General features: G+C 61.7%; 9 protein-coding genes, 1 tRNA gene, 1 other RNA gene and 1 pseudogene. 7 read left to right on the plus strand and 5 right to left on the minus strand.

Annotated elements, in window-relative coordinates:
• Together ACTFPK_RS05450 and ACTFPK_RS05455 are read left to right on the plus strand one after the other, a co-directional pair.
• Positions 1–1,572, plus strand: coding sequence for a uracil-xanthine permease family protein (locus tag ACTFPK_RS05450; protein WP_274733349.1), 1,572 nt, complete (start codon positions 1–3; stop codon positions 1,570–1,572).
• A gap of 633 nt (positions 1,573–2,205) precedes the next feature.
• Positions 2,206–2,586 (plus strand): hypothetical protein, encoded by a 381-nt coding sequence (locus tag ACTFPK_RS05455; protein WP_274733351.1) that lies wholly within the window; start codon positions 2,206–2,208, stop codon positions 2,584–2,586.
• Between the two features lie 62 nt (positions 2,587–2,648).
• On the opposite strand, the gene ACTFPK_RS05460 is transcribed toward ACTFPK_RS05455, so the two are convergent.
• From ACTFPK_RS05460 to ACTFPK_RS05470, 3 genes are all read right to left on the minus strand, one after another.
• Positions 2,649–2,733, minus strand: a tRNA-Ser gene (locus ACTFPK_RS05460).
• A gap of 95 nt (positions 2,734–2,828) precedes the next feature.
• Positions 2,829–3,425, minus strand: a complete 597-nt coding sequence (locus tag ACTFPK_RS05465) for a YbaK/EbsC family protein (RefSeq protein ID WP_241227539.1) — start codon at positions 3,423–3,425, stop codon at positions 2,829–2,831.
• A 23-nt stretch (positions 3,426–3,448) separates the two neighbouring features.
• Entirely contained in the window at positions 3,449–4,597 is a 1,149-nt protein-coding gene (locus ACTFPK_RS05470) for an acyl-CoA dehydrogenase family protein (RefSeq protein ID WP_274733355.1), read from the minus strand.
• 165 nt (positions 4,598–4,762) lie between these two features.
• Here ACTFPK_RS05470 and ffs point away from each other — a divergent pair.
• From ffs to ACTFPK_RS05495, 5 genes and pseudogenes are all read left to right on the plus strand, one after another.
• Positions 4,763–4,859: signal recognition particle sRNA small type (gene ffs, locus ACTFPK_RS05475), an RNA gene on the plus strand.
• A 62-nt stretch (positions 4,860–4,921) separates the two neighbouring features.
• On the plus strand, positions 4,922–7,597 hold the full coding sequence (locus ACTFPK_RS05480; protein WP_274733418.1) for a DNA polymerase III subunit gamma and tau: 2,676 nt from the start codon (positions 4,922–4,924) through the stop codon (positions 7,595–7,597).
• A pseudogene (gene recR / locus ACTFPK_RS05485) lies at positions 7,597–8,202 on the plus strand (recombination mediator RecR); the annotation flags it as partial. The gene ACTFPK_RS05480 and the pseudogene recR, both read left to right, overlap by 1 nt.
• A 347-nt stretch (positions 8,203–8,549) precedes the next feature.
• Positions 8,550–9,815, plus strand: a complete 1,266-nt coding sequence (locus ACTFPK_RS05490; protein WP_126135699.1) for an aspartate kinase — start codon at positions 8,550–8,552, stop codon at positions 9,813–9,815.
• On the plus strand, positions 9,812–10,867 hold the full coding sequence (locus ACTFPK_RS05495; RefSeq protein WP_126135698.1) for an aspartate-semialdehyde dehydrogenase: 1,056 nt from the start codon (positions 9,812–9,814) through the stop codon (positions 10,865–10,867). Before ACTFPK_RS05490 ends, ACTFPK_RS05495 begins: the two co-directional genes overlap by 4 nt.
• A 61-nt stretch (positions 10,868–10,928) precedes the next feature.
• Here the strand turns inward: ACTFPK_RS05495 and ACTFPK_RS05500 are convergent, their stop codons facing one another.
• Together ACTFPK_RS05500 and ACTFPK_RS05505 are read right to left on the minus strand one after the other, a co-directional pair.
• Positions 10,929–12,182 carry a DUF4032 domain-containing protein gene (locus tag ACTFPK_RS05500; RefSeq protein WP_274733358.1) on the minus strand — a complete coding sequence of 418 codons (1,254 nt, stop codon included), beginning with the start codon at positions 12,180–12,182 and terminating at the stop codon, positions 10,929–10,931.
• A 28-nt stretch (positions 12,183–12,210) separates the two neighbouring features.
• A complete protein-coding gene (locus tag ACTFPK_RS05505) occupies positions 12,211–12,990 on the minus strand; it encodes an ABC transporter ATP-binding protein (RefSeq protein WP_274736280.1) in 780 nt (259 codons plus the stop codon).
• Positions 12,991–13,070: the final 80 nt, after the last annotated feature.

A 13,070-nucleotide genomic window follows, 5' to 3' on the forward strand; every position in this document is an offset into this window, starting at 1 on the left:
ATGGCACAAGTATGGAAACTTCACGGCGACGGTGTGCGCATCGCGCCGGGTGAGGTGGTTCAACCGGACGAACGGCTGGGGTGGCCAGCCACAATCGGCATTGGAATGCAGCACGTTGTTGCAATGTTTGGCGCAACGTTCCTCGTTCCCCTACTAACGGGTTTCGATCCTTCGACGACATTGTTCTTCACGGGATGCGGAACCCTTCTTTTTATCCTTATTACCGCCGGAAAATTGCCCAGTTACCTGGGCTCTTCTTTTGCCCTCATCGCGCCCATCGGTGCGGTGACCGGCTACACCCAGGGCGGCGGCCCCATTGATTCGCACGGGATGGCGCTCGCGCAGGGTGGCATTATTTCGACGGGCGCGGCCCTGCTGGTGGTCGGCCTCATCGTCATGGTTTTCGGTGCGGGGTGGATCGATAAGCTCATGCCCCCGGTGGTGACCGGTACGATCGTGGCGCTTATCGGCTTCAACCTGGCGCCCGCGGCCTGGAATAACGTCAAGGCGGCGCCGGTGACGGCGGTCGTCACTATCGTGGCGGTGCTCGCGGTGACGGTGCTCTTCAAGGGCATTATCGGGCGCCTATCCATCCTTATCGGCGTCATTATCGGCTATGTGTGCGCCTGCATCCGCGGCGAAGTGGACTTCAGCGCGATTGGCGATGCCAGCTGGGTGGGTATCCCCACCTTCCACGCCCCGGCTTTCGACGTGTCCACCCTCGGGTTGTTCGTACCGGTGGTGCTGGTGCTTATTGCGGAGAACGTGGGCCACGTGAAATCGGTGTCCGCGATGACCGGGCGTAATCTGGACGGCGTGACCGGCCGCGCCCTGTTCGCTGACGGCCTGTCCACCGTTTTCGCCGGTGCCGGCGGGGGATCGGGTACCACAACGTACGCGGAAAACATCGGCGTGATGGCCGCGACCCGCGTCTACTCGACCGCGGCCTACATCGTTGCGGCGGTGACTGCCCTGCTGCTGTCCATGTTCCCGAAGTTCGGTGTGGTTGTTGCGACGATTGCTCCCGGGGTGCTCGGCGGGGCGGCCACGATTCTTTACGGCATGATCGGGATGCTCGGGGTGCGTATCTGGGTGCAGAATCGCGTGGACTTCTCCGACCCGGTCAATCTCAATACCGCCGCGGTGGCGATGGTGGTTGCGATCGCGAACTACACCTGGGCGGTGGGGGATATGGTCTTTGAGGGGATCGCGCTTGGTTCCTTCGGTGCCATTATCATCTACCACTGCATGCGCGCGGTATCGCGCCTGCGCGGTACGTCCCTCGAACCGGCGACGCCGGCCTCGGCCCCGGCAGGTACCGAAGTTGTGGAAGGTCACCTGGAGCGGTCCTGGGATGTGCAGCCTGATGGCAAGCTCGCGCGCACGCCGGCGAGCCAGCGGGTGCAGAGCGCACCGGAGCTTGCGGATCTCGTGGAAATTGCGGGGCTTGCGGAAGGTACGAGCGGTGCCCGCGGTCCGGAGGCTGCGGATAGCGCGCGCGGCACGGACGTTTCGCGCGATGCTTCGCATGGCGCTTCGCACGGCGCGGACGGTACGCACGCTAGCAACTAGTAGCAGCATGGTGTAGCACGACGGCGCAGCTACGCGCCCTGGACTTTGCCACATAAGGTACGGGCCGGGGTGGGAGCTGGGTCGGCCTCAATAAATAAATGGATGCACGCGGGGCGGGAAGCTGAAGAAGTTTCCCACCCCGCGGTGCTTATGCCGTGACGGCTGTGACGGCTGGTCTGAGAGTGAGGCTAAAACCGCTATTTTCGACGTGCCCCAAGTTCCCCAATTTCGACGTACCCCACAAGTTCCCCACGAGTCACACGCGTCCTTGCGGGGGTGCTATGTGTTGTCAGAGCTGTACTGCATTTGTCGTACACGCGCAGTACACCTCGGAAAAACAACCCTTGCCCCGCTGGTGGCCGGGTAGGCCGGAGTGTTTAGCGACTTGACACACTGGTGTTTAGTTACTAAATTCATGGGCGCGAAGGCAAGAGAAATCAACAAACGCATCGAGCGAGCAGGGGGCGAGTGTGTCCGGCAAGAAGGCTCACATCGCCGCTACAAGCTCACGCGCGACGGATGAACCGTTTTCGCAACCGTTCCACACCACGGAAGTCACGACATTCGTATCGGAACCCTGAAAACTATCGAAAAACAACTCGCTCCAATGCTTGGGAAAGGATGGCTCACAACATGAGAACCTATCGCGTTACCGTAACCCGCGAAGAAAGCGACTGGCTTGGGCAGTGTGCTGAATATCCCGAAGCGGTAGACTTTGCCCCCACTCTCAAAAAACTGTGCAAAGGAATGGTGGACGCAATCGTTCTTGCTGCAGATTTACCCAGCGGAGCTAAATTTAATATCCAGTTGGAAGCGGGGGAAGGCCTAAGTCCGGAGCTCAACGTGGCGTTCGCAATCGCGAACAGGCGCCTTGAGCTCCGAGCTGAACAGGCGCGTCTGCAAGAAGCGACTTTGCATTCCATACATGTTTTGCGGGAGGAAGGGTACTCTACGCGGGACATTGCGTCGGCTCTCGGCATTACTGCGGGGCGTGTGAGCCAGCTTGCCGCCTAGCTGGGGTGATAGATAAAAGTAAGTACCCGCTCCGAAAAATCGGAGCGGGCACTTCACATCCGCGGAGGATGGGGGATTCGAACCCCCGAGGGCTTGCACCCAACACGCTTTCCAAGCGTGCGCCATAGGCCACTAGGCGAATCCTCCAGGGCAGTTTTAAACTGCCTGTACAGCTTAGCGTAGATTCGGCCGTGAGCACCACTCAGCTCAATGAGGTGATGCCCACGTTATTCGATTGCCGATTATTCTGTTGCCAAGTTGCTCAGCACGTGCGCGCCGGGTAGCTGCGCGAGCAGCGCCCCCGGCACCACGAGCTTCGAGCGGCGCAGTCCCGAGCCTATTAGGGCAGTGCCCGCAGCCACTCGCGCATCAATAAGGAGATTCCATGCCTGCGGAACTCCAACCGGGGAAATTCCGCCGTACTCCATACCAGAAGCTTCCACCGCTAGTTCGGTGGGCCAGAATGAAGCCTTACGAACGTTGAGGAACTTCTTCACCACGTGATTCACATCCGCGCGGGTAGTTGCCCGCACCACGCAGGCGGCCACCCGTTCCTCACCTTCACGCTTACCAGCCACCAGCACGCAATTGCACGACACCGCCAAATCCAGGCCGTAATGCTCCGTCATAGGTTCGGTATCCGCGAACTCCGGGTCAATCTCTGTGACCAGGGCCTGCGCTGCCAGCTCAGGATGGCGCTGCGCAACAGCCTGCAATCCCTGTGCCACCGGCGTGGCCAATAGATCCAGATTCTCCAGAGCCGGCTGCCAGGGAAGGTCACCGAGCAGCGCCCGATCCACGTTCGTGCTGTAGGAAACTTCGGGTACGGATTCACTCATGCACATACTCCTTGATTTTGGGGCTAGTTCTCCTTCGGGGTGACGGGCCCGAGCACCAGGCCTGCCCACGAACCGTGCAGGGATTCCTGGTCGGAAGGCTGGAAAAGCCCGGCCAGCACATCGCGGTAGAGCCGCGAAAGCTCATGGCCCGCGTAGTACGAGCTTCCCCCGCAGGCGCGGATGCATTCTTCCACGGTGCGCAGCGACGCTTCTGCCGCCACATTCTTGGCCGCGGAGAAACGCGGGTACTCATCCGCCCCGCCCAGCTCCCCGCTGTCAATATGTGCAGCCAGTTCACGCAGCTGCGGACCCACCGCGTTCATTGTGAGCGCGGCTTCCGCGATACGCCAGCGAATATCAGGATCATTTGCGTAAACATCGTTGTGGAGAACCGAGCGGCGCTTCTTGACATGCTCAACGGCAACCTCAATGGCGCGTTCGCCAATGCCCTGATAGGTAGCCCCGAGGAGGATCTCAAAATTGGAGAAGATGCCGTAGACCACCGGTTCCTTATTCGGGCCCGGCGCCACGATCCCCAACACGTTTTCATCGCGAAGTAGCGCGCCATCCAAAACCGTGGAATTGGATTGGGTGGCCCGCATCCCGAGGGTGTTCCAATCATCCTTGATGGCGAAGCCGCCGTCGCCCCGTTCAACCAGGCCGAAAACGTCACGCACTCCGGAATCATCCTTGAGCGCGCCGAAAGTCATGAGGTAATCCCACGCCGGCGCGAGGGACGTGAAAACTTTGGTGCCGTACAGCCGGTACCCTGCCTCATCACGTTCGGCCCGGGTGAGCGAACCGAAAAGCACCAGGTCATTACCCGGCTCAGAAATACCGAAAGCGAAGAGCTTACCGGCCGCGGCTTCACGCAGGATCTTTTCCCCGGCCGTAACGCCGTTGCGCACCAGGTGGCGGCCGAGCCCCACAATGATCTGGTGCATATTAATTCCCAGCGCGGTGGCGGGGGCGTACTTCGCCAAACGGGTTTGTTCCGCGCAGATCTCCACCAGGCTCAAGCCGGCTCCGCCGTATTCCTTGGGGACAAAAGCGCCGTAGTAGCCAGCCTGCTTCAAATCTTCGTAGTCTTCACGCGGGAATTCATTGGCGGCATCCACCGCCGCCGCCCGCGAGCGCAGTGTTTCCAATAGATCTTCGGTAAGGAAAGCCATTGATTCTCCCTGTTGTTGTGGACGACGGCGATACTCCCGCCACCGCGGGGATCGCCCACTCACGCTAGAGAGTGTACCGCGGGCCTCCGACACAAAAAATGGTGAAAACGAAGCCGGGCCATCTCCCCGTGTTTTGCATTCTTCGCGAACTCGTTTAGACTGGCACCTGACTCCCCACGTGGCGTCATCTTGCAAAACTCCCCCAGGGCCGGAAGGCAGCAAGGGTATGCGGGCTCTGGCGGGTGCGTGGGGCGTCTTGTATCCACAGATTTTTCACGCGGATGATTCGTGTCGTAGGTACCCCGTAGACTGATACTCGTGAGCATGGCATTGTATCGGCGGTATCGCCCGGAACGTTTTCAAGATGTTATCGGCCAGGAGCAGGTAACTCGTCCCCTCATGGCTGCGTTGCGCGGGGAGCGGACCGTGCATGCCTATCTCTTCTCCGGCCCGCGCGGGTGCGGTAAAACCACCTCGGCTCGCATCCTGGCCCGCTGCTTGAATTGCGCGCAGGCTCCCACGGATACGCCGTGCGGAGAATGCGCCTCGTGCCGGGAACTCGCGGGGGATGGCCCCGGCTCCCTGGACGTGGTGGAAATGGACGCGGCCAGCCACGGCGGGGTGGATGATGCCCGTGACCTGGTTGAACGCGCGGCTTTTGCCCCCAGCCGGGATCGCTACAAGATTTTCATTATTGACGAAGCCCATATGGTCACCACCCAGGGCTTCAATGCCCTGCTCAAGCTCGTGGAAGAACCCCCGGCTCATATCAAGTTCATTTTCGCTACCACGGAGCCGGAAAAAGTCATCGGCACTATTCGCTCGCGTACCCACCACTATCCCTTCCGCCTGGTGTCACCGGCGCGAATGGAGGAATACCTCTCGCAGATCTGCGCAGAAGAAGGGATTACCCCGGAACCGGGGGTGCTCGGCTTGGTGGTGCGGGCGGGCGGCGGCTCGGTGCGGGATTCTCTCTCGGTTCTGGATCAGCTCATGGGCGGTTCGGAAACATCCACGCTGTCTTATTCTCAGGCGGTTGCGTTGCTGGGCTACACGGATAGTGGCCTGCTGGATCGCGCGGTCAACGCTATTGCGGAAAGTTCTGGGAGTCAGCTTTTCGGCGTCGTCGAAGAACTTATCGGTGCCGGGCATGAACCGCGCCGTTTCGTGGAAGATCTGCTCCAGCGCCTGCGCGATGTGATCGTCATCGATTTGGCGGGGGAAGCTGCGGCGGATGCTTTGGGCGAATTGCCGCAGGATCAGCTTGCCACCATGCGCGCCCAGGCGCAGGCCTTGGGGGCGGCGCGTGCCACCGAAAGCGCCGAGCGTGCGAACGAGGCCCTCTCCGCGATGGTCGGCGCTACGTCGCCGCGTTTGCAGCTGGAGTTGCTCTGCGCTCGGCTTCTGCTTCCAGCCAGTGCTGCTCCGTCGCCTTCGGAGGCGGCTCCCGGTAGTGCGGGGCGGGAAAATAGCGGGGTGCGCTCGGGTGCCCCAGCTAGCGGGACCGCGCGGAAATCACCGCAGGAAATCGCGCGCGAAAAGGCGCGGGCGGCAGCAGCCGCGGCCGCAGCGCAGCGCGGGGCACCGGTGGCGCCAGGGTCTCCTAGCGTTCCGCCTGCGTCCGCACAACAGTCCGGTGCTTCCGTTTCGGTGCAGAACGACGCCGCAGCCCCCGCCCAGCCCGCTCCTCAACAAGCTACGGAATCGCCCGCGCCGCCAGCCGCGGATCGGCCGGTGCAAGAACCGGGCGAGCCTTCGGCTCAGCAGCCCGTGCAGGCACCTGCTTCGCAGCCGGTCCAGAAGCCCGATCGGAGCGCTGAGCAAGCTGCCACTCCTGAAGTATCGGGACCGGATCATGCCGCGGAACTCACGGCCGCGTGGGCGGAAGTCACCTCCTCCGGGCGTTTCGCCCAAGCTATTTTCTCCGGGCCTACCCGGGTACTCGGTTCGCAGGGAAACCAGGTTGCCCTGGAATTCACTTCGGAGAAAGTCCTCGGAGCCTTGCAGGATCCGCGCAATGTGGAGCGCCTGAGCGCGCACCTGTCACATTTCACCTCGGTTCCTGTTACCGTGCGGGTCGTTCCCGCGGCGGCAAAGCAGGCCGATGCCGCGGGGCAGCCGGGCGGTGCGGCAGCTGCGGAGAATCCCCAGTCCGCGGCGGTAGCTCTTCGGCCTCACCCGGGTGTTTCTGACGGCGGTGGTGCCCACCCAAAAGCTAATGCCGCCACCGCGGCGGCCGCTCCCGTTTCCGCAGGCGCTGGCGCTGCATCGGCGCGGCCGGGAACTGCCAACAGCGCTGGTGGAGCAGCTAGGGATAGCAGGGATGATGAGTGGCCCGAACCCGAAGAACTTTCCGATCCGGATGACGCGGAAGATTACCCGCCCAGCCGGCACAGTGTTGCGCCCCGTTCGGCTAGTTCTGGCGCGGTCAGCTCCGGCGGGGCTGGTGTGGAAACGAGCCGTCCTGGGGCAGGCAATGCCGGCGTAGCTAGTTCCGGCGGGGAGATTCCTTTCTACCTTCAAAACATGCCCATGCCGCAACCCTTCGCCGGCCCGGGAGATACGTCCGGGCAGCTGGCTGCACATGAACATGCGCAAGATTTCCATATCCCGCGCCCGCCGCAGCGTACCCAGGATGTCCCTACCTATGACGCGCGGGAGCACCTGCGGCAGCTCCGCCACGGCAGTGCAGGCGGTAACGCGCCCGCAGGAAGTGCATCTTTTGGTGGCGGACTCACCGCGCCGGCTAGCGCCGCACCCGCAAACAACACCGGCGGGGGTAGCGTGGCCGGTGCGAACGGCCTGAACAGTGCGAATGGTTCAAATAACCAGCATCATGCCGCCTCGCAGCCGGGGGTGGGGTATTCTACTGAAGAGGATGATGTCTCCTTAGACGATCCCACAATCGAGCAGAGCAATGTTGTCGGGCTGCACGTTGTGGTTGAGATGCTCTCGGGAACCATTGTTGAAGAAATTGATACCGCGCAAGGAGGAATGTAGTGGCGGGGGTGTATGATGGCGCCGTGCAGGAGCTCATTGATGAGCTCGGGCGTCTGCCGGGCATCGGCCCGAAGAGCGCCCAACGCATTGCCTTCTACCTCCTCGAACAAGAAGAACCCGAGGTGCGGGCGCTCGCGGAAGCCATGCTCCGAGTCAAGGAACGCGTCCACTTCTGCCAGATCTGCGGCAACGTGACCGAAACCGATATCTGTTCACTATGCTCAGATACCCGGCGCAGTGATTCCGTGATCTGCGTTGTTGAAGAAGCCAAAGACATTATGGTCATCGAACGCACCCGCGAATACCGCGGGCGCTACCATGTTCTAGGCGGATCCATTAACCCCATCCAGGGTATCGGCCCGGAAGATCTGCGCATCCGCGAACTGCTCACCCGCCTCCAAGATGGCCGTGTCACCGAAGTCATTATCGCCACTGACCCCAATATTGAAGGCGATGCCACCGCGGCCTACCTCATTCGCCTCCTCACTCCCATCGGTATCGCGCTTTCCCGCCTCGCCTCCGGACTCCCCGTGGGCGGAGACCTCGAATACGCCGACGAAATTACACTCTCGCGTGCTTTCGAAGGCCGCACCCGCATTACCAGCGGCATAACCGCGAACACCGCCACGGGTGCCACCGGCACCACACTGGAAACCGCCGGCACTGGCGCGAACACCACGGACACACCCGGCACAGGCACAACAGATACGGGACGAATGCCCTCGGTGGTTCCGGGCACCACGCCTTCCGCACCAGTCGCGGAAACGCACGGCGAGCACGACTAAGCAGCTCAGCTCCGGGATCACCATAAAGCCCAGCGCTCAGCCCGAATGCGGCATCACATCAGGCAGCCGATCAGGAGAACAATCTCACCTGAAAATATCGGAAAGCTCCGCAGGCGGCTACGCGCTTCCAGTTACCATTAGTACGTCTCGGAAAAATAGGAGTTAATGTGGCACTCATCGTGCAGAAGTTCGGGGGATCCTCGGTCGCAGATCCTGCCGGGCTCAGACGAGTGGCGAAACGAATTGCCCAGACCAGCAAGGCCGGAAACAAAGTCGTCGTCGTGGTTTCCGCCATGGGAGACACCACCGATAATCTCTTGGACCTCGCCCACAACGTTACCGATAACCCGCCCGCGCGGGAACTCGATATTCTTCTGACCGCGGGGGAACGCATTTCCATGGCCCTGCTCGCCATGGCCGTCAATGACGAAGGCGTCGTCGCCCGCGCATTCACCGGCCAGCAAGCCGGCCTCCACACCGATGCCCGCTACGGCAATGCCTCTATTACCGGGATCGTTCCCGAACGCATTTTCCGGACCGTGCAAGACGGTGCCGTCGCCATTATTGCCGGATTCCAAGGCGTGAACGACACCAATGATGTCACCACCCTCGGGCGGGGCGGATCCGATACCACCGCCGTGGCTTTCGCCGCCGCCCTCGGCGCCGACGTATGCGAAATCTACACGGATGTGGATGGGGTGCTCTCCGCGGATCCCCGCATCGTCCCCGCGGCCAGCCAACGCCGCGAACTCAGCTACGAAGAAACGTTAGAATTAGCGGCACACGGAGCGAAAGTGCTCCATTTGCGGGCGGTGGAATTCGCCCGGAAATTCAATGTGGCCTTGCACGTACGATCATCATTCTCCGAGAACGAAGGGACGTGGATAGTGGAAGAAACCGCGAAACAGGGCGGATACGAAGACGCCGTCGTCGTCGGAGTGGCACACGACCGCAACCAGGGGAAAATTTCGGTCACCGGTGTCCCTAACCTTCCCGGATCCGCCGCGAAAATCTTTTCCTGCGTGGCCGAAGCGGACTGCAATATTGACATGATCGTGCAGAACACCGCGCTTACCCGCGTGGGCCTGAGCAATATTTCCTTCACGGTTCCCCGCGACCAGGTGGATATCGCCGTCGCCGCGCTGCGCGCCAACCAGGCTGAATTCGGTTTTGAGGACATCGCCGTCACCTCCGAAATCGGGATCCTCTCCATCGTGGGGGCGGGTATGCGCTCCCATAGCGGCGTTTCCTCCAAGCTCTTCAAGACGCTGGGAGATAACGGGGTCAATGTGGATATGATCGGCACCTCGGAAATCCGGATTTCCGTGGTGGTGGACCCGGATGTGCTGGACGCGGCCGCCCGCGCCGTCCACACCGCCTTCGGGCTGGACGCCAGCGAAGAAGCAATCGTATACGGAGGGACAGGTCGATGAGCATCACCTTGGCAGTAGTGGGAGCAACCGGGCAGGTCGGGCGAGTTATGCGCGCCCTGCTGGAAGAACGCCAGGTTCCGGTGGATCGAGTGCGTTTCTTTGCGACGGCGCGCTCAGCCGGCACCGAACTTCCCTTCCGGGGTGAGAACATTGTGGTGGAAGATATTGCCACCGCTGACCTGGCCGGTATTGATATCGCGGTGTTCTCCGCCGGCGGGGATGCCTCACGCACCTACGCGCCGAAGTTCGTGGAGGCAGGTGCCGTCGTCGTCGATAATTCTTCCGCGTGGCGCCGCGACCCGGATGTTCCGCTCGTCGTTTCCGAAGTGAATCCGCAAGATATCGCGCGCCGCCCCAAGGGCATTATCGCCAACCCGAATTGCACCACTATGGCCGCGATGCCGATCCTCAAACCGCTGCACGATGCGTACGGGCTCACTCGCCTTATCGCTTCGTCCTACCAGGCGGTGTCCGGTTCCGGGGTGCGCGGTGTGCACGAACTGACCACCGGAATCCGCAGCGCCCTGGGCGGCGACGTGGAAGCCCTCGCCCTGGACGGGCACGCCGTGGAGCTGCCCGCCCCCGAGGTCTATCGGGCCCCCATTGCCTTCAACGCGGTCGCTTTCGCCGGGAACCTTGCCGAGGATGGCAGCGGTGAAACGGACGAAGAACAGAAACTACGCAACGAATCGCGCAAGATTCTAGGTATCCCGGACCTCGCGGTGGCCGGAACATGCGTCCGCGTGCCGGTGTATACCGCGCACGGGATGTCCGTCAACGCGGAATTTGAGCGGGAGGTCGACGTCGCAGCCGCTATCCAGCTGCTCGAAGCAGCCCCCGGTGTTGCGGTAGTTGATCTGCCCAATCCCCTGGATGCGGCCGGGAAGGACGCCTGCTTCGTGGGGCGCATCCGGCGTGATCCCTCGGTGCCGGGCGGGCGCGGGCTGGCCTTCTTCTGCGTGGCCGATAACCTGCGCAAAGGCGCGGCCCTCAATACCATCCAGCTGGCTGAGCTGGTTATCAAGGAGCTCACGGAGAAAAGCGCGGCCTAGGGGCAGGTGCGGCCTGAGTCCTGCAGCGCTCCGGCACACTACTCCGGCGCCGTGCCGCGCTTTATTCCGGCGTGGCGGTGACCGCGGGGATCTCCCCGGTTTCTCCGTCCAGGAAGGTTGATTCGTCACGCCGGTGGCGCAGCACTTTCTCCACGAAGGAGGCCACAGCCTCGGCCTGCGGCACATCGCGCTGCTGGTCTTCGGAGATGAACCAGCGGTGTTCGAGGATTTCGTGGAACAGCTCGGCCGGCTCCAGTTTCGCGGTGAGTTCGGGCGGGATTGCGGCTACGGTCGGCTCATAGACATCCGCGAGCCAATCGTGGGCAATCATCATGTCGGATTTGCCGCTCTTATTGTGGAGGGCGGCGTATTCGTCAATATCGTTGAGGATGCGCCGAGCCTGGTTTTCTTCCACATCTAGGCCGGTCAGGCGCCACACCTTGCGTGAATAATGCCCGGCCTCCACGATCTTAGGCTGGATGAGGAGGCGGTCTTCGTCCGGGCCGGAATTGATAGCGATTTCGTCCACGTCAAAGCCGAGGTCGTTGAGGCGCCGCACCCGCTCGGTGACCTTCCACTTTTCATCCGGGCCGATAGCCACCTGCGCGGTGATTTCTTCCCATAGCTCGAAGTAGCGATCAGCGAAAGTATCACCCACCCCGATGGTGTCGAAATCTTCGGGGAGGACGCCGCCGGCTTGCAAATCCATGAGCTCACCGATGATATTCGTGCGGGCCACGTCAATATCGTATTCGCGTTTACGTTGGGTGATGGGGCTGTAGAGCTCCCCGGTTTCCGCGTCCACCAAATAGGCCGCGAAAGTTCCCGCATCGCGGCGGAACAGGGTATTCGAAAGTGACACATCGCCCCAGAAAAACCCGAGAAGGTGGAGTCGTACCAGGAGCACGGCCAGCCCGTCGATGAGCTGGGCGATGGTGGCGCGCCGGTGCTGCTGCCCGAAAATAGCGCGGTAGGGGAGTGAGAAGGGAAGATGCTCGGTGATGAGGCAGGCGTTGAGGGCATTGCCTTCCGCGTCGGTACGTTTGGAGACCACCGCTACCGGTTCCACCGAGGGCGCCCCGAGGCGCTTCAAGGTGCGTAAGAGTTCGTATTCGCGTACCGCCACGAGTTCGGAAATCTCTTTGATGGCGATAATGCGCCCGGAGAGCCGCACGAAACGCACCGTGTGGCGGGAAATACCGCGGGGGAGCGCAGCGATGAGATCGCGCGGCCACTCTTCGAGCGCCACGTTCCACGGCAGATCGAGGAGGTCAGGTTCAACGCTAGCCGCCATAATGGATAGCGAGGATCGCATGAGTGTCCTTTCCGGGAGTAGCTGCGGCTTAATCGTAGCCGAAAGCTCGCGAGCCCGGCGTGCCATCAACCAGCGCACCCGCCTCCACCATCCCGGCTTCTTCCAGGAAGGCCCGTACGGGCGGGGTGAGATCCGCCAAGATTTCGGCGGGGGTGCCGACCTGCTGGAGCGCACCGTCCACCATCACACCCACGCGGTGAGCGCAACTGAAAGCTTCGCGCGGATCGTTCGTCACGTACACCGTGGTGATCCCGGTGCGTTCTTGAAGTACGGAAATCTGTTCGCGAATCTCATCGCGAATTTCCACATCCATATTTTTCAGCGGCTCGTCCATGAGGAAAATACGCGGCCGGCGCACCACCGCCCGCCCCATGGAGACTCGCTGGCGTTCCGCGCGGGTCAGCTGCGCGGGTTTCGCGTCCAATAACTCGGTGAGTTCCAAAATATCCGCCGCCTGCGCCACCCGCGCGGCGATATCTTCCGGGTCCGCCCCGGCTATTTTCAGGTGGAAGCCCATATTATCCGCGACCGTCATATGCGGATACAGGGCGTAATTCTGAAATACGATCACTACATCGCGCATGGAGGGCGGTAGCGCGGTCACATCTTCTCCGTCCAGCAGCACAGCTCCGTAGTCGATATCCTCCAGCCCCGCAATCATGCGTAAAACCGTGGATTTACCGGAGCTAACCGGGCCGGTGAGCGCGAAAAATTCGCCGTCGTTGATATGGAGATTCACGTGGTCAACCGCCGGCGCGGGCGCATCGGGATAGTACAGTGTCGCGTTGACGAGTGACACAGAAGCCATGGGAATTCTCCATCAGTAACAGCGGTCGGCATTGACACGCTCACCCACTATTATGCCACGTCAGGAACTCGAATACGAGG

The organism is Actinotignum sp. UMB0459, assembly GCF_051905915.1.
GTDB classification, from domain to species: domain Bacteria; phylum Actinomycetota; class Actinomycetes; order Actinomycetales; family Actinomycetaceae; genus Actinotignum; species Actinotignum sanguinis.

Excerpts from the sequence above, each read along its gene's own strand:
- ACTFPK_RS05465 (WP_241227539.1), bottom strand. The coding sequence starts at position 3,425 with ATGAGTGAATCCGTACCCGAAGTTTCCTACAGCACGAACGTGGATCGG.
- ACTFPK_RS05500 (WP_274733358.1), bottom strand. The coding sequence starts at position 12,182 with ATGCGATCCTCGCTATCCATTATGGCGGCTAGCGTTGAACCTGACCTC.
- ACTFPK_RS05480 (WP_274733418.1), top strand. The coding sequence starts at position 4,922 with ATGGCATTGTATCGGCGGTATCGCCCGGAACGTTTTCAAGATGTTATC.
- ACTFPK_RS05450 (WP_274733349.1), top strand. The coding sequence starts at position 1 with ATGGCACAAGTATGGAAACTTCACGGCGACGGTGTGCGCATCGCGCCG.
- ACTFPK_RS05505 (WP_274736280.1), bottom strand. The coding sequence starts at position 12,990 with ATGGCTTCTGTGTCACTCGTCAACGCGACACTGTACTATCCCGATGCG.
- ACTFPK_RS05455 (WP_274733351.1), top strand. The coding sequence starts at position 2,206 with ATGAGAACCTATCGCGTTACCGTAACCCGCGAAGAAAGCGACTGGCTT.
- ACTFPK_RS05470 (WP_274733355.1), bottom strand. The coding sequence starts at position 4,597 with ATGGCTTTCCTTACCGAAGATCTATTGGAAACACTGCGCTCGCGGGCG.
- ACTFPK_RS05495 (WP_126135698.1), top strand. The coding sequence starts at position 9,812 with ATGAGCATCACCTTGGCAGTAGTGGGAGCAACCGGGCAGGTCGGGCGA.